The sequence below is a fragment of the Agrobacterium sp. DE0009 genome, assembly GCF_007680755.1.
Classification (GTDB): domain Bacteria; phylum Pseudomonadota; class Alphaproteobacteria; order Rhizobiales; family Rhizobiaceae; genus Agrobacterium; species Agrobacterium tumefaciens_B.
The window spans coordinates 224,458-245,590 of sequence record NZ_VEIU01000002.1; the positions used below are offsets into that span (position 1 = coordinate 224,458).

Consider the following 21,133-nt stretch of genomic DNA (forward strand, 5'->3'; position numbering starts at 1 on the left):
CATGTTCATACCGCTGCACGATGCGAACTCCCTCAAACATATCCGGCTGCAATATGTGACAATCGGCCTGATCGTGGTGAATATTCTCGTCTGGCTGTTTACTGGCGTTCTTGCGAGCGATACTGAGGCCAATGCGGCGGCGCTCGGCCTCGGCTTCATCCCCGCGGTGGTGTTCGATTATGCCTATCTGGAACCGGCGCTACAGGTGGTGCCTGATGATCTCACCGTCATCACCTATTCGTTTCTTCACCTCGACTTCTGGCATCTTGCCGGAAACATGCTGTTTCTCTGGGTGTTCGGCGACAATGTCGAGGATGCGCTCGGCCATTTCCGCTTCCTGATCTTCTATATCCTCTGCGCGGTCGCGGGAGCGCTGTTTCACGGCCTAGTGGCTCCCACCTCGGAGGGACCGCTGATCGGCGCTTCAGGCGCGGTGTCCGGAGTGGTTGCGGCCTATTTTCTGCTGCATCCCAAGGTTCGCGTGTGGGTGCTCGTCTTCATGCGCATTCCGCTTCCCCTGCCCGCTTTCATTCCGCTGGCGCTGTGGATTGGCCAGCAGTTCCTGATGCTGGCGCTCGGGCTTGAGGAAAACGTTTCCTGGGGTGCGCATGTCGGCGGCATTTTGGCGGGCGCGATCTTGGTGATTTTCATGCGCAGGCGGGGCGTTTCCCTGTTTGACCGAACGATTGTTCCACCGAGGGCGGCGCAGTTCAAGAATACGTCGCAAACGGCGGGGTTGTCGCAAATCGAACGCGGCTATGACGGCGGTAGATGAGCGTTGCGTAGGAGATAGAGTATTTACGTTAACGTCAACGTAAGATATGCCTGACGTGCATGTGATAATGAAGATTGCTCCGTTGTGTTTGCGGGAAAAATGCTTATCCATGTCGCCACCTGTTTTTGGAGGTCCGCGCGGTCAACTGGCCCAAGCGGACAGGAGTTTGAGGAAGACCGCCGATGAAAATCCTTGTCCCCGTTAAACGAGTCGTCGATTACAACGTGAAGATCCGGGTTAAGCCCGATGGTTCTGGCGTTGAGCTTGCCAACGTCAAGATGTCGATGAACCCCTTCGACGAAATCTCGGTGGAAGAGGCCCTTCGCCTGAAGGAAGCCGGCAAGGCCGAAGAGGTCGTGGTCGTTTCCATCGGACCTGCCAAGGCGGAAGAAACGCTGCGCACCGCGCTCGCCATGGGTGCCGACCGCGCCATCCTGATCGAGACCGACGAAACCGTCGAGCCGCTCGCCGTCGCCAAGCTGCTGAAGGGCGTGGCAGAGGCAGAACAGCCGGGCCTCGTCATCGTCGGCAAGCAGGCGATCGACGACGACTCGAACCAGACCGGCCAGATGCTGGCTGCCCTGCTCGGCTGGGGCCAGGGCACCTTCGCATCCAAGGTCGAGCCGTCGGATGGCAAGGTGGCAGTCACCCGTGAAGTTGATGGCGGCCTGCAGACGATCGAGCTGAAGCTTCCCGCCGTCGTCACCACCGATCTTCGCCTGAACGAACCGCGCTATGCATCGCTGCCGAATATCATGAAGGCCAAGAAGAAGCCGCTCGACAAAAAGGCTCCGGCCGATTTCGGCGTCGACGTCTCGCCGCGCCTGAAGGTGCTGAAGACCGAGGAGCCCGCAGGCCGCAAGGCTGGCATCAAGGTCGCTTCGGTTGGCGAGCTCGTCGAAAAGCTCAAAGCTGACGGCATTCTCTAAGTTTCGGAAAAGGGAGATATTCTCATGGCCATTCTTCTTCTGGCAGAACACGACAACGCAACCCTTTCCGACCTGACCGGCAAGACGCTGACGGCGGCAACGCAAATCGGCGGCGACGTGCATGTGCTTGTCGCCGGTTCGGGCGCCAAGGGTGCCGCCGACGCGGCGGCGAAACTTTCCGGCGTCTCCAAGGTGCTGCTTGCCGACGACGCATCCTACGCCAATTCACTGGCCGAGCCGCTGGCAGCGCTGATCGTTTCGCTGGCGCCCTCGTACGACGTCATCATCGCACCTGCCACCGCTTCGGCCAAGAACGTCATGCCACGCGTTGCGGCCCTGCTCGACGTGGCGCAGGTCTCTGAGATTATCGAAGTCGTATCGCCTGATACCTTCAAGCGCCCGATCTATGCCGGCAACGCTATCCAGACCGTGCAGGCGACCGATGCCAGGAAGGTCATCACCGTGCGTCCCACCGCCTTTGCGGCAGCGGCAGAAGGTGGTTCGGCAGCGGTCGAGACGATCGCGGCCGCTGAAAATCCCGGCGTCTCCTCTTTCGTTTCCGACGCGCTTGCCTCGTCCGACCGTCCGGAACTGACCTCCGCAAAGATCATCATCTCCGGTGGCCGTGCACTTGGCTCTTCAGAAAAATTCAAGGAAGTCATCCTTCCGGTCGCAGACAAGCTCGGTGCTGCCGTTGGCGCATCGCGCGCTGCCGTGGATGCCGGTTATGCACCCAACGACTGGCAGGTTGGCCAGACCGGCAAGGTGGTCGCGCCGCAGCTTTACATCGCGGCGGGCATTTCGGGTGCCATCCAGCATCTGGCCGGCATGAAGGATTCGAAGGTCATCGTCGCCATCAACAAGGATGAAGAAGCGCCGATTTTCCAGGTTGCCGATTACGGTCTCGTTGCAGACCTGTTCGAAGCACTGCCGGAACTGCAAAAAGCCCTTTGATTTTAAATACATGATGAAGGCGGCGCGTTTTTTGAACGCGCCGCCTTCTCTTTTTCGGCGATATGCGTAACATCGCCAGCGAACTTGCAGATAAAGCACATGGGAGAACCGCATATGACCGCCCCCTTTAAGAACATCGGTGTCATCGGAGCCGGTCAGATGGGATGCGGCATAGCGCATGTTTCCGCCATTGCCGGCTACAGGGTCCATATCTACGATCTTTCGAAGGAAGGCATCGAAGCCGGCCTTGCCACGATCAACGGCAATCTCGCCCGCCAGGTCACCAACGGCAAGCTTTCCGACGAGGCCCGCAAGCAGGCACTGACACTCATCAGCGGTTCGACCGACGTCAACGATCTGGCGCCGATGGATCTTGTCATCGAAGCCGCCACGGAAAATGAAGAGATCAAGCGCAAGATCTATGCGCAGGTCTGCCCGGTGCTTAAGCCGGAAGCGCTTCTTGCCACCAATACATCTTCGCTCTCCATCACCCGTCTCGCATCGGCGACAGACCGTCCCGAACAGTTCATGGGCATCCACTTCATGAACCCGGTGCCCGTCATGAAGCTGGTAGAACTGGTGCGCGGCATCGCCACCAATGAAAAGACCTTCGATGCGGCCAAGGACTATGTGCGGACGCTTGAAAAGGCGATCACCGTCGCCGAGGATTTCCCGGCCTTCATCGTCAACCGCATCCTGCTGCCGATGATCAACGAGGCGATCTACACGCTTTATGAGGGCGTCGGCTCGGTGGAAGCCATCGACACCGCCATGCGCCTCGGCGCAAACCACCCGATGGGACCGCTGCAACTCGCAGACTTCATCGGTCTCGACACCTGTTTGTCGATCATGCAGGTGCTGCATGACGGCCTCTCCGACAGCAAATACCGTCCCTGCCCGCTGCTGGTCAAATATGTCGAGGCCGGCTGGCTCGGCCGCAAATCCGGCCGCGGCTTCTATGATTACCGTGGCGAGACACCGGTTCCGACGCGATAGAAACACCAGGGGTCGGGAGGGAAGAATCCCTCGCGCAGCCTCAGTTTACTTCGACGCTGCAGCCGTCACCAAGGCCTTCGCATCTTCGCTGTCCCAAGCGGCCGGCCCGTTCATCGCGCCAAGCAGGCAACCATTTTCATCAAGCAGCAGGGTGGCAGGCAAGCCAAAGGCAAGCCCTTCCTTTTTGAGGACATTGAAAACGCCCATGGAGCTATCGCGGTAGTGCTTCAGGGAATCGATTCTGTATTCATCCATGAAGGCTTTCGGCTTTTCATCGCCACCCGTATCGATGTTGACGGCCACGACTTCAAAGCCGTCACCACCCTTGTCCTTCTCGAGCGCATTGAGGGCCGGCATTTCTTCCCGGCAGGGCACGCACCACGTCGCCCAGAGATTGAGCAGCACTGTCCTGCCCTTGAGATCGGCAAGGCTCATGTCTTTCCCCTCTGGCCCCTTGAAGGAGAGCGGAATGACGCGCGGGGTGTCCGCCGCCGACATGGCGGCCACCTGCCCCTTCAGAAACGGTTTCATCGAGGCAATGCGGTTTGCTGCACCCTCACATAAACCGGCCTCTGCCACCGCTGCCCCTTGAACCGGGCTCTCAGACCCAATATGCCTGAACCAGACCGCGCCCGCACCGGCGAGCACACCGGCAACGGCAGCAATTGCAACCAACTTGGCGGAAGGAAGCCTGAACGGCCTTTTTTCTGTCATCGAATACTCCAGGGCACGACATATGGCTGACGGCACAGATCAGAAATCCTCCAACCAGATGTGGGGCGGGCGTTTCGCTTCCGGGCCATCTGCCATCATGGAAGAGATAAATGCCTCCATCGGCTTCGACAAGAAGCTTTACGCCCAGGATATCCGCGGCTCTATGGCGCATGCCACCATGCTGGCATCTAAAGGCATTATTTCGCCTGAAGATAAAGACAAGATCATTGAGGGTCTGAACACGATCCTGTCAGAGATCGAAGCAGGCAGTTTCGAATTCTCCCGCAAGCTCGAAGATATTCACATGAATATCGAGGCGCGGCTTGCAACTCTGATTGGCCCAGCCGCCGGCCGTCTGCACACCGCCCGCTCGCGCAACGACCAGGTCGCTCTCGATTTCCGCCTTTGGGTCAAGGAAGAGTTGCAGAAGACCGAGGGCATGCTGACCGCCCTCATCGCCGCCTTCCTTGATCGCGCGGAGGAAAATGCCGATACGGTCATGCCCGGCTTCACCCACTTGCAGACGGCGCAGCCCGTCACCTTCGGCCATCATTGCATGGCCTATGTGGAAATGTTCGGCCGTGACCGCGCTCGCGTGCGCCATGCCATCGAGCATTTGGACGAAAGCCCGATCGGCGCAGCAGCCCTTGCCGGCACCGGCTACCCCATCGACCGCCACATGACGGCCAAGGCGCTCGGCTTCCGCGAGCCGACCCGCAACTCCATCGACACCGTCTCCGACCGCGATTTCGCGCTGGAGTTCCTGTCGATCGCCTCGATCTGCGCTACGCATCTGTCGCGGCTCGCAGAAGAAATCGTCATCTGGTCGACCCCCCAATTCGGCTTCATCCGCCTGTCGGACGCCTTCTCCACCGGCTCCTCGATCATGCCGCAGAAGAAGAATCCTGACGCCGCCGAGCTGGTTCGCGCCAAGACCGGCCGCATCAACGGCTCGCTGATCGCCCTTCTGACAGTGATGAAGGGCCTGCCGCTCGCCTATTCCAAGGACATGCAGGAAGACAAGGAGCAGGTTTTCGATGCCGCCGAAAGCCTGGAACTGGCGATTGCCGCCATGACCGGCATGATCCGCGACCTCGAAGTGCGCAAGGACCGCATGCGTGCAGCCGCAGGCTCCGGCTTTTCCACCGCGACCGATCTGGCCGACTGGCTGGTGCGAGAAGCAGGCCTGCCCTTCCGCGATGCTCACCATGTGACCGGCAATGCCGTGGCGCTGGCGGAAAAGAAAGGCTGCGATCTTGCCGATCTTTCGCTGGAAGAATTGCAGGCCATCCACCCCGGCATTACCAGCAGCGTTTTCGATGTTCTTTCGGTGGAAGCCTCGGTCGCCAGTCGCACAAGCTTCGGCGGCACGGCTCCTTCGGAAGTGCGCAAACAAATCGCCTGGTGGCGCGGCCGCAACTGATAACTCTGCGTTAAGCCGCGATCACAAGAAACAGGGTGCACAAGCGCCCTGTTTTTCGTTATCAGAGAGGCACATATTTCCTTTGGACAGGCTCATGCTTTCAAAAACCGCGCGCAAACTCATCCTTCCCATCGGCATGGCGCTCGCCGTCAGCCTTGCTCTCAGTGCCTGCGGCCGTAAGGGCGACATCGATCCGCCGAGCACGCCGGTCGAAATGCGCAACAAACGCGCCGCCGATGGAAGCGAACCGAAGCCGGCAACGGCTGAGCGTCCGTTCATTCTCGACAAGCTTCTCTGACGGGTAAAAAGCCGTGAACCATTTTGGCTATATCGACGGCGTGCTGCACGCCGAAAACGTGCCCGTGCCTGAGATCGCCAAGGCGGTCGGCACGCCCTTTTATGTCTATTCGACCGCAACGCTGGAACGCCACTACAAAGTGTTCGCAGGCGCTTTCGCTGATGTGGACGCCATGGTCTGTTACGCCATGAAGGCCAATTCCAACCAGGCGGTGCTGAAAACGCTGGCAAAGCTCGGCGCCGGTATCGACGTCGTCTCCGGCGGCGAATTGCGTCGTGCATTGGCTGCCGGTGTCCCCGCAAGCCGCATCATGTTCTCCGGCGTCGGCAAGACGGTGGCGGAAATGGATTATGCGCTGAATGTGGGCATTTACTGCTTCAACATCGAATCCGAGCCGGAGCTGGAAGTCCTCAATCTGCGCGCCGTGAAGGCCGGCAAGCGGGCGCATGTCTCCTTCCGTATCAATCCGGATGTCGATGCGCGCACCCACGCCAAGATTTCCACTGGCAAGAAGGAAAACAAGTTCGGCATTTCCTATGAGCGCGCCCGCGCCGTCTATGCCCATGCCGCCACCCTGCCCGGCATCGAAGTCACCGGCATCGACATGCATATCGGCAGCCAGATCACCGAGTTGCAGCCTTTCGAGGACGCCTTCCGGCTGCTGCGCGAACTGGTGGAAGCGCTTCGCGGCGACGGCCATGCGATCAGTCACGTCGATATTGGCGGCGGCCTCGGCATTCCCTATCGCGACGACAACAATCCACCGCCGCTGCCGGATGCCTATGCGCATATCGTCAAGAACGAGTTGAAAAGCCTTAACTGCAAGATCGTCACCGAGCCGGGACGCCTGATCGTCGGCAATGCCGGCATTCTGGTGACGGAAGTGATCTATGTGAAGGATGGCGGCGACAAGACTTTTGTGATTGTCGACGGCGCCATGAACGATCTCATCCGCCCCACACTTTACGAGGCCTATCACGGCATCCGCCCGGTCGTGCAGCCTGCCGAGAATGCGCCGCGTATCAAGGCCGATATCGTCGGCCCTGTCTGCGAAACCGGCGACTATCTGGCGTTGGACCGGGAGATGGCCGCGCCGCAGCCGGGTGATCTGATCGCCGTCAGCTCCGCCGGCGCCTATGGCGCGGTGCAGGCGGGCACCTATAATTCGCGCCTGCTTGTGCCGGAAGTGCTCGTCAAGGGTGACAAATTCCACGTCATTCGTCCGCGTGGCACTTATGAGGAGTTAATCGCGCTCGATTCCGTACCTGCGTGGCTCGACTGACCCCACCCAGTATTGGACATTACTGATCACAATTGAGCGAAGCTGCCTAAAAAATGGGGGTGAGGGCTTAGGTGCCCTCGTCTTCGCCACAAAGAATGTTATCCTTGCCCCAGTGATATGAACAGCTCGCCGTTCCGGGAATGGCGTTCGACGTGGCCAGAACCGGGAGAACGGATTGATGACCACAGCCGGAAAGGACAGCACAGGCAGAAAGCGCCCGACGGGCGCATTCGCGCAGCGGCCGGATCTTGCCCGCCGGGTTGCCGCCAAGCGTTTCTTCGCCAAAATTGTGCTGCTCTGCGAGAAAATCGCGCCGAAAACGCTGCGGCCACTCTCCATCGCTGCCGCCTTTCTGGCGCTTGCCTGGTTCGGCCTTTACCGGCAGATGCCGGATTTCCTGCGGCTCGGCATCGTTTTCGTTCTGGTTTTCGGTTTCATCGCCACGCTTTTGCCGATCCTTCGGCTGAAGTGGCCAACGGATCATGAAGCCTCGCGCCTCCTTGAAGATCGCAACGGCCTGGCGCACCAGCCGGTCGGCGTGCAGGAAGATGAGCCCGCTTTCGACACGCCATTCTCGCGCACGCTCTGGAAAGAACACCAGATCCGTATGGCGGAGCGCATTGCTGCGCTGAATGCCGGCCTGCCGAAACCCGATATTGCCCGCTATGACCGTCTGGCGCTGCGCGCCATTCCGGCACTGCTTCTGGTCACCGCTTTCGGTTTTTCCTACTCAAATGGCGCTGGCACAGTTGCCGATGCGTTCCGCAGCCGGCCAGCCGTCGGCCCACTCAATCCCGATATCCGTCTCGATGCCTGGGTTACACCGCCTGCCTATACCGGCCGCGCGCCGATTTTCCTGACCGGACGTGACGCGACCAACCGCGACGCGGTTTCCGTACCGCAATCTTCCAAACTGACAATCCGCATGACCGGCGGCGATGGCGGAGAGGAAGTGACCTTCGAGCCGGAAACGGCGGGCGCATTGCAAAAGCTTTCGCCTGAGGCGGCCAAAGCCGACAGCGCTAGCGGCGATATCGCCGTCCAGGGCTCTGCCCGCTCTGCCGATCAGCCCGTTACCCCGCGCACTTTTGTGATGGATGTCACCGAAAGCGGCATGATTACCGCCAACGGCGAACAATGGGTGTTCAACGTCATTCCCGACCAGCCGCCCACCATCGCCTTCGACAACATGCCGCGCCGCGCCGTCAATGGCGCGCTGGAAATCGGCTTCACGGCCAAAGACGATTATGGTCTGAAGGAAGCCCATGCCATCATCGAACCTGTGGGCGTTGCGGAAGGCGCGACGGCGCTTTACCCGCCGCCGGATTTCAAGCTCGATCTGCCGCGGCAGAACAATCGTGAGATAAAAGCGCTGACCAGCCGCAACCTGACGGAACATCCGATGGCGGGCAAACGCGTGCGCATCACGCTCGTCGCCACTGACGGCGCCGGCCAGACCGGTCGTAGCCCCGCGCATGAAATGGTGCTGCCGGGCCGCAATTTCTCCGAACCGCTGGCTGCTTCCATTGCCGAACAGCGGCAGATTTTCTCGCTCGACACACGCCAGATGCCGAAGGCGATCGCCTATAACGAGGCGGTTGGAATGCGCCCGGAAGAGACCATTCCCAACACGACGCATTATCTCCTACTGCAATCGGCGCAGACCCGCATGCGGCTCGCCTATAATGAGGAGATGCTGAAGGACACGGCCGACTATCTCTGGGAAATCGCACTCGGCATCGAGGACGGCGATCTTTCGCAGGCGGAAAAGCGCCTGCGCGATGCACAGACCGCCCTTTCCGAGGCGCTTCAGCGCAATGCCTCCGACGAGGAAGTTGCCAAGCTGATGCAGGAGCTGCGCGAGGCGATGCAGCAGTTCATGAACGAGCTTGCACAGCGCATGCAGAACGCGCCGCAGGCTAATATGAATCAACAGGCGCAGAACGTGCTGCGCCAGCGCGATCTGGAAAACATGATGAACCAGATCGAGAACCTTGCCCGTTCTGGCAACCGCGATGCGGCACAGGAAATGCTCTCGCAACTGCAGCGCATGATGAACAATCTGCAGGCTGGCCGTCCACAGCGTCAGGGCCAACAGGGGCAGCAGCAGAGCAGCAAGATGCGCCAGCAGATCGACAAGCTCGGCGAAATCCTGCAACAGCAGCAGAAACTGATGGACGAGACCTTCAAGCTCGATCAGGCGCTGCGCGACCGCATGCAGCGCGGCGACCCGCAGCAGGGCGGCGAAAGTGACGACCAGCAGATGGGCGAAAACGGCCAGCAACCGCAGCAGGGTCAACAAGGCCAACAGGGTGGGAATGACCAACAGGGCGGGCAGCAGCAGACTGATCACATGACCGCCGAGCAATTGCGCGAAGCGCTGAAAAACCTGCGGACCCAGCAGGATGCCCTCGGCAAGCAGCTTGGCGAATTGCAGCAGGGCCTTCGCGATCTCGGTATGGAGCCCGGCGAAAACTTCGGCAAGGCGCAGCAGGAAATGCAGGGTGCCGGCGAAGCGCTGGGCAAAAGCCAGGGCGAACAGGCTGTCGAGGGTCAGGGTAATGCGCTGAATGCGTTGCGCCAGGGCGCTCAGGACATGATGGGGCAGATCATGCAGGCCATGCGCCAACAGGGCCAGCAGCCCGGACAGGGGCAGGAAGGCATGGCAGGCCAAGGCGGGCAGAATGGCCGCGACCCGCTCGGCCGCCCGCGCAACGCCACCGGCCCTGACTTTGGCGATCAGGTGAAGGTGCCTGACGAGATCGACGTTCAGCGTGCACGCGAGATTCTCGACGCCATCCGTGAAAAGCTCGGCAATAATCCGCCGGATGAAATCGAGCGGCGGTATCTGGAGCGGTTACTCGATATCAGGTGAGGGTCCGCAGAGGTAATGGCGCGCGTCGTTACATCCTCAACGCCTTAGACTTTCGTCATGCCGGACTTGATCCGGCATCCAGTTGACGCGCGTCTGCGCTGCGAAAAGAATGCTTTCGGTCCAAGGACTTAGACTGGCTGGATACCGGCTCAAGGCCGGTGTGAAGGAGATGGGCAACTGCGCTGAGCCAGAGGCTGACCAACAAAAAAGGCGGCCCGCAGCCGCCCTTTCGATTTCTGCGAATCTGTCGCTCAGGCCGCAAGCGCCCGCGCCACGGCCTTGCGAATATCCGGAAGCGCAAAGGGTTTGGAAACCACGTCCACGATCTTCGTGGCCAAATCATCGGCGCGTTCACGCTGCTCGGCATAACCGGTCATCAACAAAATGCGCATGGCCGGGAAGCTTTCGGCGGCGCGATGCGCCAGCTCGATGCCATCCATGACCGGCATGCGGATATCCGAAAGAAGAAGATCAAAACTGGTTTCCTGGAGCTTCTCCAGCCCCTGCTCGCCGTCTGCCGCCTCATGGGTCTCGTGACCGTCGAGACGCAAGGCCCGCGCCACGAAAGAACGCAGCGCATCCTCGTCTTCGGTAATCAGAATCTTCGCCATTACTCATTGCTCCTGGGCATCATTTCCAGCCGTGAGCAACATCGCAGGCTCCTCTTTTCAAGAGGTAAACACCCAGCCCTTCGCTGGGTGAATGGTTAATGAGGCGTCTCCGCCCTGTGCCGTTCCGGCACGGCAAAGTATTCAGGCGTCGCCGGTCACCACCCCGACGAAGGGCAGTTCGCGGAAGGCATAGGCCACATCCATGCCGTAACCCACGACGAAATAGTCAGGACATTCGAAACCGACATAATCGGCCTCCAGATCTTCCTTGCGCTTGACCTTCTTGTCGAGCAGCACGGCGATGGTGACGTTGCGGGCGCCACGCTCGTAAAGCAGTTCCTTGGCGAAACGCAGCGTGCGGCCAGACTCGAGAATATCATCGATCAGCAGGACATCGCGGTCCTTCACGTCGCTATCGATATCCTTGACGATCCTGACGCCTTGCGAAACCGTGCCGGTGCCATAGCTCGAGAGCGTGATGAACTCGACTTCAGGTGCAAGGCCGCTGTCATGCAGCGCGCGGATAAGATCGGCCGCGAAAATGAACGATCCCTTGAGCACGGCAATGACCAGCAAATCCTTGGTCGGGCCGCTGGCGATATGCTTGGCCATGTCGCGATTGCGCTCGGCGATCTGCTCGGCGCTGTAAAGCGGCTCGATGTTTTTTCCACGGACGACGGGCATTCTTACTCCTGTGCTGCGCCTTGCCGATTTTACCTTTCAGTAAAAATAGAAGACAGGCGTTAGCACAGTCAGCGTCCGGGCGCACCCGCCTCGACAAAGGAAAGCTTGATCTCGGGCGTTTTTCCACCGGGATGGCGCAGTTTTGCCGAAAAACCGTGGCTCAAACCCGGTTGCATCTGCTTGACCGGCGGTTCGATGACCATGCTGGCGACCAGCTGTCCCTTGGCGGCGAAGAGATCGGCGCGAATGGCGGGCACCTCTTCCAAATCCCCACCATTGTTTTCCACGATGCCGTTGATGAGCAAAATATCCATGCCGCCCGCCTCCTGCGGCGTGATGGTGACATGGGAAATGGCAAGCGGGTTAACCGGGGCGGCGACCGCCGTTTTTTCCGGCACCACGACAGACAGGCCGCCGGAGCAGATGAAGACAAAAATGGCGAGGCCTGCCACCAGCGCCGAATAGGCATCGGCGGACAGGCGCGACAACCTGCGATCCAGCCAGCCGATGAGGGCAAGACCAACCGCGCCCACGGTGACGGGCGTTTTTGCTTTATGCTGCGAAGTCGTTCCACGATTGTCGTTTCCCGGCTGCCGCGCCCGGTTTTCCTTGATGGTGACAAATTCCGCGTCTACGACATCGCGGTCGGGACCTGTCGTCCGCGCTGTCCGGCGCGTGGGCGTTTCCGGCATCAGGAGGTCAAAGTCGAATGCCGCTTGCCGGCGAGATGAACGGAACATAGCCATAGAATTCCTTGGGGTGAGGTTTTCCGGCCCGCAAAACTGGGCATTGCAACGAATCCTGCCAAGTTTTAAATTTAAATGGTTAATGCTTCGCAAAAACCGCTCGCCGGGCGTCCCGAACCGGGCTAGACCGCGCCCGCCGGCTTCACCCCAGCGGCTTGCGAACCACCACGAAACGAAGAGACTGGAAGTCCGTTGATCCATTTCGAAAATGTCGGGTTGCGTTACGGCATGGGACCCGAAATCCTGAGGGACATGACCTTCGATATTCCCAAAGGGTCGTTCCAGTTTCTAACCGGCCCGTCGGGTGCGGGCAAAACGACGCTGCTGCGCCTGCTTTTGATGTCGCTTCAGCCAACGCGCGGCCATATCCGTATGTTCAACCGTGACGTTTCGCGCATTCCGCGTGGCGAACTGCCGATGCTGCGCCGCCGCGTTGGGATCGTGTTCCAGGATTTTCGGCTGCTTGACCATCTGACGACCTATGAGAATGTCGCCCTGCCGCTGCGTGTGCGCGGCAAGGAAGAGAGCGCTTATCGCAACGACGTGATAGAACTCCTGAAATGGGTGGGGCTTGGTGAGCGTATCAATGTGCTACCGGCCATTCTTTCTGGCGGGGAAAAGCAGCGCGCCGCCATTGCCCGAGCGCTGATGGACCAGCCCGAAATCCTGCTGGCCGACGAACCGACCGGCAACGTCGACCCGCCGATGGCAAAGCGCCTCCTCAACCTTTTTCTCGAACTCAACAGGCTGGGTACGGCTGTCGTCATCGCCACCCATGATTTTGCACTGATGGACCAGATCGATGCACGCCGGATGATCCTGACCGAAGGGCGGCTCGATATCTATGAATGAGATCACCCGCAAGCAATTGAAGCCCGAAGCTGCCCAGCCGAAGCGCCCGCCCATGCGCATCCGTCCCATGGCGCCCATCCTGCCGCCCTCCAACATTCAGGGAAATGCGCTGATGGTGGTGATCGCCATCATGGCCTTTCTCGCCTGCCTGACGCTTGGTGCCGTCTCCATGGTGCGCGCCACCGCCGCCACCTGGCAAAGCCAGATTTCCCGGGAAATCACCATCCAGATCAAGCCGGAAGACGGTTTGGACATGAACGCGGCGTTGAACAAGGCGCGCACGCTGGCGCTGACCTTCGTCGGCACGCGCGACGGCACGATCCTTGATGATGCGGCGACGTCACGTTTGCTGGAGCCATGGCTCGGCAGCGGCCTCGACCTTTCCGAACTGCCGGTGCCGCGCCTCGTTGTCATCACCATCGATGAGAGCAATCCGCCCGATTTCCAGGCCATGCGGGATATGCTGAAGACGGAAATCCCGCAGGCCTTTCTGGACGACCACCGCACCTGGGTAGACAGGCTGGTTTCCATGGCCAGAACCACCGTGATGATCGGTGTCGGCGTGCTCATTCTCGTCTTCACCGCCATGGTGCTGACCGTCGTATTCGCCACCCGCGGCGCGCTTTCCGGCAACCGCCATATTGTGGAGGTTCTGCATTTCGTCGGCGCCGAAAGCAGTTTCGTGGCCCGGGAATTTCAGAAACACTTCCTGAAGATCAGCCTCAAGGGGGCCGCCGCCGGCAGCGCGTTGGCAGCAGCGGTGTTTCTCGTGGCCGGCTTCTGGCAGTCAAGCACTGTTGCCACGCCGCAAAGCGATCAGGCGAGCGCGCTTTTCGGTTCATTCTCGGTTGGTTTGGGTGGTTATCTAGGCATTGCCATGACCATGATCATCATCGCCTTGCTCACCACCCTGACGGCACGTGTAACTGTCATCCGCACCATCGACGATATCGACCGCGTTCGTTCGGATCCGTCAAAAAGCGACGGGCTGGCGTCCTGAAATGATCCCGTCATTTTGGGGCAATCCGAACATGTCACAAGCCGCATGTAACCTGCAGGCGGTGGACAAAAACGCCTGTTCCTTGCCTTAATCGGCGAGTATTCAGGAGGAATGTTTGTGAGTCGGATGGACCAGGACCAGACAACGATGCGACCGGCCAGAAAGGGCCTGTTGTCGCGGCGTGGTCCCCTGCGCCGCTTTATTCGTGGTTTTATCCTCCTCTGCCTCATTCTTCTCGGCGTTTTCTCAGGCGGCTTTCTGTGGTTTGCTGATTCCGTCGCCTCCATGCGCCCGCCTGAAAGCGCAAGGGGGGACGCCATCATCGTTCTGACCGGTGGTTACCAGCGCATCGAGCAGGCCGTGGGTCTGCTGAGGGATGGCGTCGGAAAGCGGCTGTTGATCTCTGGCGTCAATCCCGCCACCACCCGTTCGCAAATTCGCAAGATGACGCAGGGCTCATCCGACATGTTCTCCTGCTGCGTCGATATGGGGTACAAGGCGATAGATACGATCGGCAACGCCAATGAAGCGGCGAGCTGGATACGCGATCACAACTATTCCTCCATTGTCGTTGTCACCAACAATTATCACATGCACCGCAGCCTGCATGAGTTGCGCAGCGCAAGTCCGCAGACGGAATTCATCGCTTATCCCGTCATCAGTGCCGATCTTGCGCGCACGAACTGGTTCGTTGAACCGGATGTTGTGAGAACGATGCTGTACGAATATCTGAAATTCGTGGCAGCGGCGGCGCGTGACCTTACCGGCTTCGGAAAAGGTGACGGCCTGCGCAAGGCCCCAACCGAGCACACGGCGCCGAAAGTAACGGCAGCCTCCTCGTAAGCTGCCAGAAACACGCTTGCTGCCGCCCCTTGTTTTCGTGTAGGCGTCTGGCATCGGCATCCGGACCGACGCCTTTGCAAGGCGTCTGAACGGCTGCGCCCCGGGAAGGCTGTTGATGCTCAAGCTGCGCTCTTTTCTTTTCAATACGCTGTTTTACCTCAATCTCATCGTCCGCATGATCGTGTTGACGCCGATATATTTCATTCTGCCGCGCAGGATCGCCTACGAAATCCCCAAGAACTGGGCGCGGTCCAACCATTGGCTGATGAAGGCCATCGTTGGCACGACTTTCGAAATCGAGGGTCTTGAACACATCCCCGAAACAGGCTGCATTTTTGCGCCGAAGCATCAGTCTTTTTGGGACACCTATGCGCTGCTCCCCAACCTGCACGACCCGGTCTACATCCTGAAGCGCGAACTGCTCTGGATACCGCTATTCGGCTGGTACGCGATGAAGCAGCGCATGATTCCGGTCAACCGCGCCGCGCGCGGCAAGGTGATGCTGAAGGTTATGGAACGCGCGAAAGAGGAAATGGCCGCCGGCCGAGAGTTGATAATCTATCCCGAGGGGACGCGCCGACCGCCGGGCGCCGTGCCTGAATATCGCTACGGCATCGCAAGGCTTTATCGTGACCTTCAGGTTCCCGTCATTCCCGTTGCCATGCACCCTGGCCTCTTCTGGCCACGACGGTCCACCATGCGTTACCCAGGTCACTTCAAGGTACGTATCCTGCCTGCCATCGAGCCGGGGCTGGACCCTGACGTTTTCTTCAAGCGTCTGATCGAGGTCACGGAGAAGGCGAGCGACGAGTTGCTGCTGGAAACGGCACGCAACAATCCGAGCCTGCCGCTACCACCGAGCGCCGTCAAGCGGATCGCCGAGCTTCAGGGCCGCGAGAACATCGCCGGCTGAGCGGAAAGCGTATCGACATTCTTCGCGATGTTTTCAAGGAGTGAATCGCGAATGCCCATTTCCTGCAGGTGCCGCACGGTGTTGAAGACGTAATCCGTGTTTGGCCCGGAACGCCCGGTTGCTGCGGCAATGATAACAGCTGATTCGGCGACACCAAGACCGCCGATATATTGCTCATGCGCGGGGTCGGCGACATAAGTGACGGCGGTGGCACGGCGACCTCCAGCGAGCGTCACGGTCACCAGCCGCTCCTTGTAAACGTTCGTCACAAGCTCCCGCTCGCGCAGATAATCCATGACGGGGTCACGGTCCGCGCCGCGCACGCGGAACGCAACGCCGAGGCAGGAACCGCCACGCTCGAGCCCGAGAACGAGGCCGGGCCGTTCCTCCGTGCCTCTGTAGAAATTGGAACTGATGCACAGCGAGCGCCGGTACCCGTGAAGCCGGGCCTGCTGCCTCTCCGCAAAGGCGAAGCCGGGGTTCCACATCAACGAACCGTAGCCAAAGACCCAAAAATCGTCCATATCCCAAGCCAAATCAAAATTCCCTGAAGTCTGTTCATCGGAGATCAATATGGCAGCGTCAAGCCAATCCGGCACGGCCAAGAAATTCCTCTGGCTCGCCATCGCCATTCTGGTGGTTATCGGACTTTATACGGCGGGGTGGTTTTACGCCGCCGAGAAATTGAAGCAGACGGTCCTGAACGTCATCTCCCCGTCGCAGGCCCGCAGCGTCAGCGGCGAATGCGGCGATATCGCCTTCAAGGGTTACCCCTTCCGCATCGGCCTCTTCTGCTCCAAGGTGACGGTGGATGACAGCCAGAATGGCGTGTCGGCGTCCTTCGGCGAACTGCGCTCGGCAGCGCAGGTCTATAATCCCGGCCAGATCGTCTGGGAACTCGATTCGCCGGCTGAAATCCGCTCCGCGCATGGCATGACGGTCTCGGCCGAATGGAAAAACATGCAGTCCAGCATCGTCACCAAACTGAAAGGCATCGACCGCAGCTCGCTCGTGATCGACGGGCTGAAGGCACAGGCGGTTTCTTCCGTCACCGGTCAGACGATCGACTTTGACGCCGTCAAGACGGAGATGCACCTGCGCCAGAACGGCGCAGACCTCGACGGCGCGATCACGCTCACGGATTCGGCCACCGTCATCAAGGATTGGCCGCAGGTGCTTCCGCGACTGGACGCCATTCTTGATGTCACGCTCGCCGGTAAGGCAGGCATGGTGGATGGCACCGACAAATCCGGCCTATACGGCACCAGCGGGGAGCTTCGCCGCCTCGTTGCCGATATCGGCGAAGGCCGCACGATGCGGATCACCGGCCCCTTCTCCTTCGACAACGAAGGTTACCTGTCGGGCCAGTTTAAGCTGGAGATCGAAAAGCTCGGAGCCTGGTCGGACAATGCGAAGCAGGCTTTCCCGCAGTTGCAGTCCACCATCGAAACCGCCCGCAAACTGCTACGCGCGCTCGCCAGTGGCGCCGACCGCGCCTCCGTCGATCTGGTTGTCGACCACGGACGCGCAACGATCAGCGGCTTCATCCCTCTCGGCAAAATCCCCCCGATCTGAGGAGATACGGAGGCAAGGCGATCACATCTAGGTTTCATAAGCCCTGCCCTCCGGCGCTCCTCCACCTAAAGCGCAAGAGGACTACACAATGCCGCCGCTGCCGCCAATGGATGGCGGGCGTTCTGCAGCCACCCGCTTTCGGTAGCCGCTGGCACGATAGGTGGCAATCGGATCAATTGCGCCGCCGGCCTTATGTCGCGCCATGGCGAGAATAGGCTCGACATCGGTACGATAAGCCCGTTTCAACGTATCTGAGGCCATCATCGCATCATTCTCCTGCTGATAGCCATCGAGCGCCATGCGATCCACCAGCAAGGCCTGCGCATAAGCGCGGCGAATTTCATTGGCGCTGGAGATCAGGCTCTCGATCGGGTCCGTCACATTATGCGACTGGTCGATCATATGGGCGGGATGGAAACCCTTCACGCCGCGATGTTCGGCGTCCACCAGTTCGTTAAAGACAAGGAACAGCCGGTAGGGCTCGATCGAGCCGGCATCCAGATCGTCATCGCCATATTTGCTGTCGTTGAAATGGAAACCGCCGAGTTTTCCGAACTGGATGAGCCTGGCGACGATCATCTCGATATTGGTGTTCGGCGCATGATGGCCGAGATCGACGAGGCAGAAGGCCTTTTCGCCGAGCGTATTGGCGATGAGGTAATTGGTGCCCCAGTCCTGCACCACGGTGGAATAGAAGGCCGGCTCGTACATCTTGTGTTCGGAAAAGATGCGCCAGTCATCTGGCAGCGCCTTGTAGATATCCGCCATGGCCGCGAGATAACGCTCGAAACTCCTGGTGAAATTGCTCTGGCCGGGGAAGTTGGATCCATCGCCCACCCACACCGTTAGCGCCTTGGAACCGATGGCATTGCCGATTTCGATGCATTCGATGTTGTGCTCGACGGCCTGCCGGCGCGTGGTGGCATCCGTGTGGCTCAGCGACCCGTATTTGTAGGAATGGCTCTGGCCCGGCGCGTCGGAAAACGTGTTGGAATTCATGGCGTCGAAACCGAGGCCCAGCGCATCGGCATGCGCCTTCAATCGCTTCGGGTCTTCCTTATCCCACGGGATATGCAGGGAAACGTTGGGCGTCGCCCGTGTCAGCTGGTTGATGACGGCGCAATCATCGAGCTTGTCGAAAATGCCGCGCGGCTCGCCCGTGCCGGGAAAACGGGCAAAACGGGTGCCACCGGTACCAACGCCCCAGGAGGGCACGGCGACGAAAAACTCCGCCACCTTGGCGGCGATGGCATCTATATCAATTTTGCGGCGGCCAAGCTGGTTGCCAAGCGCATCGTAATCTTGCGTCAGCGCGACAATGCGTTTTTCGTTTTCAGCCGCGATAACATCAGCGGCGATTTTTGTCTCGGTCATTTCTTCCTCCCCGGAATTGGTCCCGTGCATGCTTAGCTTATAGACCTTATCTCCGTCATACCGGCATTGTGCCGGTGTCAGGTCGACGCGCGTCTGCGCGGCGGGATAAGTTCCTTCAGCCCAAGGACTTGGACTGGCTGGATTCCGGCACAAGGCCGGAATGACGGAAATAAGAAGGCGCCAAACGCCTTATCGCGTAAAACTTTGCGCATTACCGGCATCGACATTGATGATGTTGCCGGTGGACTTTGCGGAAGCGTCGGACGCCAAGAAGTAGATCGCCTCAGCGATATCTTCCGGAAAGACGTTCAGCTTCAGCATCGACCGCTTGCGGTAATGTTCCTCCAGGTCGGTCACCTCGATCTTGGAAGACGCCGCGCGCTGCTCGCGCCATTCGCCGCTCCAGATCTTCGAACCGCGCAGGACGGCATCGGGATTGACAGTGTTGACGCGAATGCCGGCTTCCGCCCCTTCGAGCGCAAGGCAACGGGCGAGATGAATTTCAGCGGCCTTTGCCGTGCAATAGGCCGACGCATTGGGAGAAGAGGCAAGGCCATTCTTGGAAGCGACAAAAACGACGTTGCCGCCGAGATTCTGTCGCCGCAGCAGCCGGAATGCTTCTCGCGAAACGAGGAAATAGCCTGTCGCGAGAATGTCGATATTCTTGTTCCACATGGCAAGCGTCGTCTCTTCCACCGGGGCGGAAGAAGCGATGCCGGCATTGGAAACGAGGATATCCACGCCGCCGAATTCCACGCTCGCTTGCGCAAAGGCCGAAATGACCGCGTCTTCCTGCGTCACATCAAGCTTGACGGTACGGACCGCATCGCCACTGTAACGCTTGGCTAAATCAGCCTTGGCGGCCTCCAGCGCCGCTTCGTCAATATCCGCCAGCACAACGCAGGCGCCCTCGCCTGCCAGCCGTTCCGCGGTTGCCCGGCCGATGCCGCCGGCACCGCCGGTGACGAAGGCGACGCGGCCGGCAAGACTTTTCGGCTTCGGCATGCGTTGCAGCTTTGCTTCTTCCAGCAGCCAATATTCGATATCGAAGGCTTCCTGCTCGGGAAGACCCTGATATTCCGATACGGTGGACGCGCCGCGCATGACGTTGATGGCGTTGACATAAAACTCGCCGGCGATGCGGGCGGTCGCCTTATCTTTCGCGAAAGACAACATACCGACGCCGGGGATCAGGAAAATCACCGGGTTCGGATCGCGCATCTTTGGCGAATTATCGCGGCGGCAGGCTTCGTAATAGCGCGTGTAATCCGCGCGGTAAGCCTCAAGCGCCGCGTCGAGACCGGCGGTAAGCGCGTCCACATCCGGGTTCGCCGTATCTAGATCGAGAATCAGCGGACGGATTTTCGTGCGCAGGAAATGGTCCGGGCAGGATGTCCCGAGGTTCCCAAGCGGCTTCAGGTCTTTCGAATTGACGAATTCCAGAACCGCATCCTGATCATCGAAATGGCCGAGCTTGCGTTCCTCGCGGCCGATGCGGCCACGGATTTCCGGCATCAGCCGGGCGGCAATGGCGCGACGTTCGGCTACCGGCAGGCTCTTGGCCACGGCACCGCCGAAAATCACTTTGCCTTCGGTCTTTTCCGCAAACCACTCGATCGCCTTGTTGATGATGGCGAGCGTCAGTTCGTAGCAAGCCTTGGCGTCGTTATCCCAGGTAAAGAGGCCATGGCTTTCAAGCACCACGCCCTTGGCCCCAGGATTGGCCTTGACGAAAGCCTCCAGATCGAGACCCAACTGGAAACCGGGCCGACGCCAGGGTAGCCAGCCGATTTCATCGCCAAAGATCTGCTGCGTCAGTTCTTTCGAATTCTTCGAGGCGGCAATCGCAATGATCGCATCCGGATGCATATGATCGACATGATCGTAGGGCACGAAACCATGCAGCGTCGTATCGATGGAGGCGGCGCGCGGGTTGAGGTTGAAGGTGCAGTGCGGCAGGAAACCGACCATGCGGTCCTCGTCTTCAACGCCCTTATAAATGCCCTTCAGCGCTTCCAGCTTCTCGAGATAAAGCGTTGCGAAACCGTCAAGCTTGATGGTGCCGACATCGCCGCCGGAGCCTTTGACCCACATAACACGGACCTTTTCGCCGGTCAGCGGATCAGTCTCAAGAACCTTCGCAGACGTATTGCCGCCACCATAATTGGTGATGCGCTTGTCGGCCCCTAAGAGATTGGAGCGATAAAGCAGCTTGCCGGGCTCATCGAGCGTCTTCGCATAGGCGTCGTCCCAACGGCTTTCGAGAAGGCGGGATGTTCCCGTCATGTC

General features: G+C 59.6%; 20 protein-coding genes. 13 read left to right on the top strand and 7 right to left on the bottom strand.

What is annotated here, in order from left to right; all coding sequences use genetic code 11:
* The first annotated feature begins 1 nt into the window (after position 1).
* From FS804_RS10500 to FS804_RS10515, 4 genes are all read left to right on the top strand, one after another.
* Positions 2-775, top strand: coding sequence for a rhomboid family intramembrane serine protease (locus tag FS804_RS10500; RefSeq protein ID WP_144576544.1), 774 nt, complete (start codon positions 2-4; stop codon positions 773-775).
* 182 nt (positions 776-957) lie between these two features.
* Complete coding sequence (locus tag FS804_RS10505) at positions 958-1,704, top strand: electron transfer flavoprotein subunit beta/FixA family protein (protein ID WP_144576545.1); 747 nt, start codon at positions 958-960, stop codon at positions 1,702-1,704.
* A 24-nt stretch (positions 1,705-1,728) separates the two neighbouring features.
* Complete coding sequence (locus FS804_RS10510; RefSeq protein WP_144576546.1) at positions 1,729-2,658, top strand: electron transfer flavoprotein subunit alpha/FixB family protein; 930 nt, start codon at positions 1,729-1,731, stop codon at positions 2,656-2,658.
* Between the two features lie 114 nt (positions 2,659-2,772).
* The gene (locus FS804_RS10515; RefSeq protein ID WP_063949214.1) at positions 2,773-3,654 is read left to right on the top strand and encodes a 3-hydroxybutyryl-CoA dehydrogenase; all 882 of its coding nucleotides are present in this window, start codon (positions 2,773-2,775) and stop codon (positions 3,652-3,654) included.
* A gap of 45 nt (positions 3,655-3,699) precedes the next feature.
* Here the strand turns inward: FS804_RS10515 and FS804_RS10520 are convergent, their stop codons facing one another.
* Positions 3,700-4,368 (bottom strand): TlpA disulfide reductase family protein, encoded by a 669-nt coding sequence (locus FS804_RS10520; RefSeq protein WP_144576547.1) that lies wholly within the window; start codon positions 4,366-4,368, stop codon positions 3,700-3,702.
* Between the two features lie 22 nt (positions 4,369-4,390).
* On the opposite strand from FS804_RS10520, the gene argH reads away from it, so the two are divergent.
* From argH to FS804_RS10540, 4 genes are all read left to right on the top strand, one after another.
* On the top strand, positions 4,391-5,791 hold the full coding sequence (argH, locus tag FS804_RS10525) for an argininosuccinate lyase (protein WP_144576548.1): 1,401 nt from the start codon (positions 4,391-4,393) through the stop codon (positions 5,789-5,791).
* 94 nt (positions 5,792-5,885) lie between these two features.
* Complete coding sequence (locus FS804_RS10530) at positions 5,886-6,089, top strand: lipoprotein (RefSeq protein ID WP_144576549.1); 204 nt, start codon at positions 5,886-5,888, stop codon at positions 6,087-6,089.
* Positions 6,090-6,102: 13 nt separating this feature from the next.
* Entirely contained in the window at positions 6,103-7,371 is a 1,269-nt protein-coding gene (gene lysA / locus FS804_RS10535) for a diaminopimelate decarboxylase (RefSeq protein WP_144576550.1), read from the top strand.
* 178 nt (positions 7,372-7,549) lie between these two features.
* The gene (locus FS804_RS10540; RefSeq protein ID WP_144576551.1) at positions 7,550-10,246 is read left to right on the top strand and encodes a TIGR02302 family protein; all 2,697 of its coding nucleotides are present in this window, start codon (positions 7,550-7,552) and stop codon (positions 10,244-10,246) included.
* Positions 10,247-10,497: 251 nt separating this feature from the next.
* Here FS804_RS10540 and FS804_RS10545 read toward each other — a convergent pair whose 3' ends face one another.
* The 3 genes from FS804_RS10545 to FS804_RS10555 form a co-directional block, all read right to left on the bottom strand.
* Entirely contained in the window at positions 10,498-10,857 is a 360-nt protein-coding gene (locus tag FS804_RS10545) for a response regulator (RefSeq protein WP_004445642.1), read from the bottom strand.
* Between the two features lie 141 nt (positions 10,858-10,998).
* A complete protein-coding gene (hpt, locus tag FS804_RS10550; RefSeq protein WP_063949207.1) occupies positions 10,999-11,541 on the bottom strand; it encodes a hypoxanthine phosphoribosyltransferase in 543 nt (180 codons plus the stop codon).
* Between the two features lie 68 nt (positions 11,542-11,609).
* Positions 11,610-12,281: a DUF3426 domain-containing protein gene (locus tag FS804_RS10555; RefSeq protein WP_144576552.1), complete on the bottom strand. Its 672-nt coding sequence runs from the start codon at positions 12,279-12,281 to the stop codon at positions 11,610-11,612.
* A gap of 198 nt (positions 12,282-12,479) precedes the next feature.
* Between FS804_RS10555 and ftsE the strand changes: the two genes are divergently transcribed.
* From ftsE to FS804_RS10575, 4 genes are all read left to right on the top strand, one after another.
* The gene (ftsE, locus tag FS804_RS10560) at positions 12,480-13,139 is read left to right on the top strand and encodes a cell division ATP-binding protein FtsE (RefSeq protein WP_063949205.1); all 660 of its coding nucleotides are present in this window, start codon (positions 12,480-12,482) and stop codon (positions 13,137-13,139) included.
* Positions 13,132-14,139 carry an ABC transporter permease gene (locus FS804_RS10565; RefSeq protein ID WP_144576553.1) on the top strand — a complete coding sequence of 336 codons (1,008 nt, stop codon included), beginning with the start codon at positions 13,132-13,134 and terminating at the stop codon, positions 14,137-14,139. The genes ftsE and FS804_RS10565 overlap by 8 nt, the downstream gene beginning before the upstream one ends.
* Positions 14,140-14,265: 126 nt before the next feature.
* Positions 14,266-14,982: a YdcF family protein gene (locus FS804_RS10570; RefSeq protein WP_186376783.1), complete on the top strand. Its 717-nt coding sequence runs from the start codon at positions 14,266-14,268 to the stop codon at positions 14,980-14,982.
* A 115-nt stretch (positions 14,983-15,097) separates the two neighbouring features.
* Entirely contained in the window at positions 15,098-15,895 is a 798-nt protein-coding gene (locus FS804_RS10575) for a 1-acyl-sn-glycerol-3-phosphate acyltransferase (RefSeq protein WP_144576555.1), read from the top strand.
* Here FS804_RS10575 and FS804_RS10580 read toward each other — a convergent pair.
* Positions 15,868-16,419, bottom strand: a complete 552-nt coding sequence (locus FS804_RS10580; RefSeq protein ID WP_144576556.1) for a gamma-glutamylcyclotransferase — start codon at positions 16,417-16,419, stop codon at positions 15,868-15,870. The genes FS804_RS10575 and FS804_RS10580 overlap by 28 nt on opposite strands.
* Positions 16,420-16,468: 49 nt before the next feature.
* Here FS804_RS10580 and FS804_RS10585 point away from each other — a divergent pair, with 49 nt between their 5' ends.
* The gene (locus FS804_RS10585; RefSeq protein ID WP_144576557.1) at positions 16,469-17,470 is read left to right on the top strand and encodes a DUF2125 domain-containing protein; all 1,002 of its coding nucleotides are present in this window, start codon (positions 16,469-16,471) and stop codon (positions 17,468-17,470) included.
* 81 nt (positions 17,471-17,551) lie between these two features.
* Here FS804_RS10585 and rhaI read toward each other — a convergent pair whose 3' ends face one another.
* A complete protein-coding gene (gene rhaI, locus FS804_RS10590; protein WP_144576558.1) occupies positions 17,552-18,844 on the bottom strand; it encodes an L-rhamnose catabolism isomerase in 1,293 nt (430 codons plus the stop codon).
* 189 nt (positions 18,845-19,033) lie between these two features.
* Positions 19,034-21,130 carry a bifunctional rhamnulose-1-phosphate aldolase/short-chain dehydrogenase gene (locus FS804_RS10595; protein WP_144576559.1) on the bottom strand — a complete coding sequence of 699 codons (2,097 nt, stop codon included), beginning with the start codon at positions 21,128-21,130 and terminating at the stop codon, positions 19,034-19,036.
* Between the last annotated feature and the right edge of the window lie 3 nt (positions 21,131-21,133).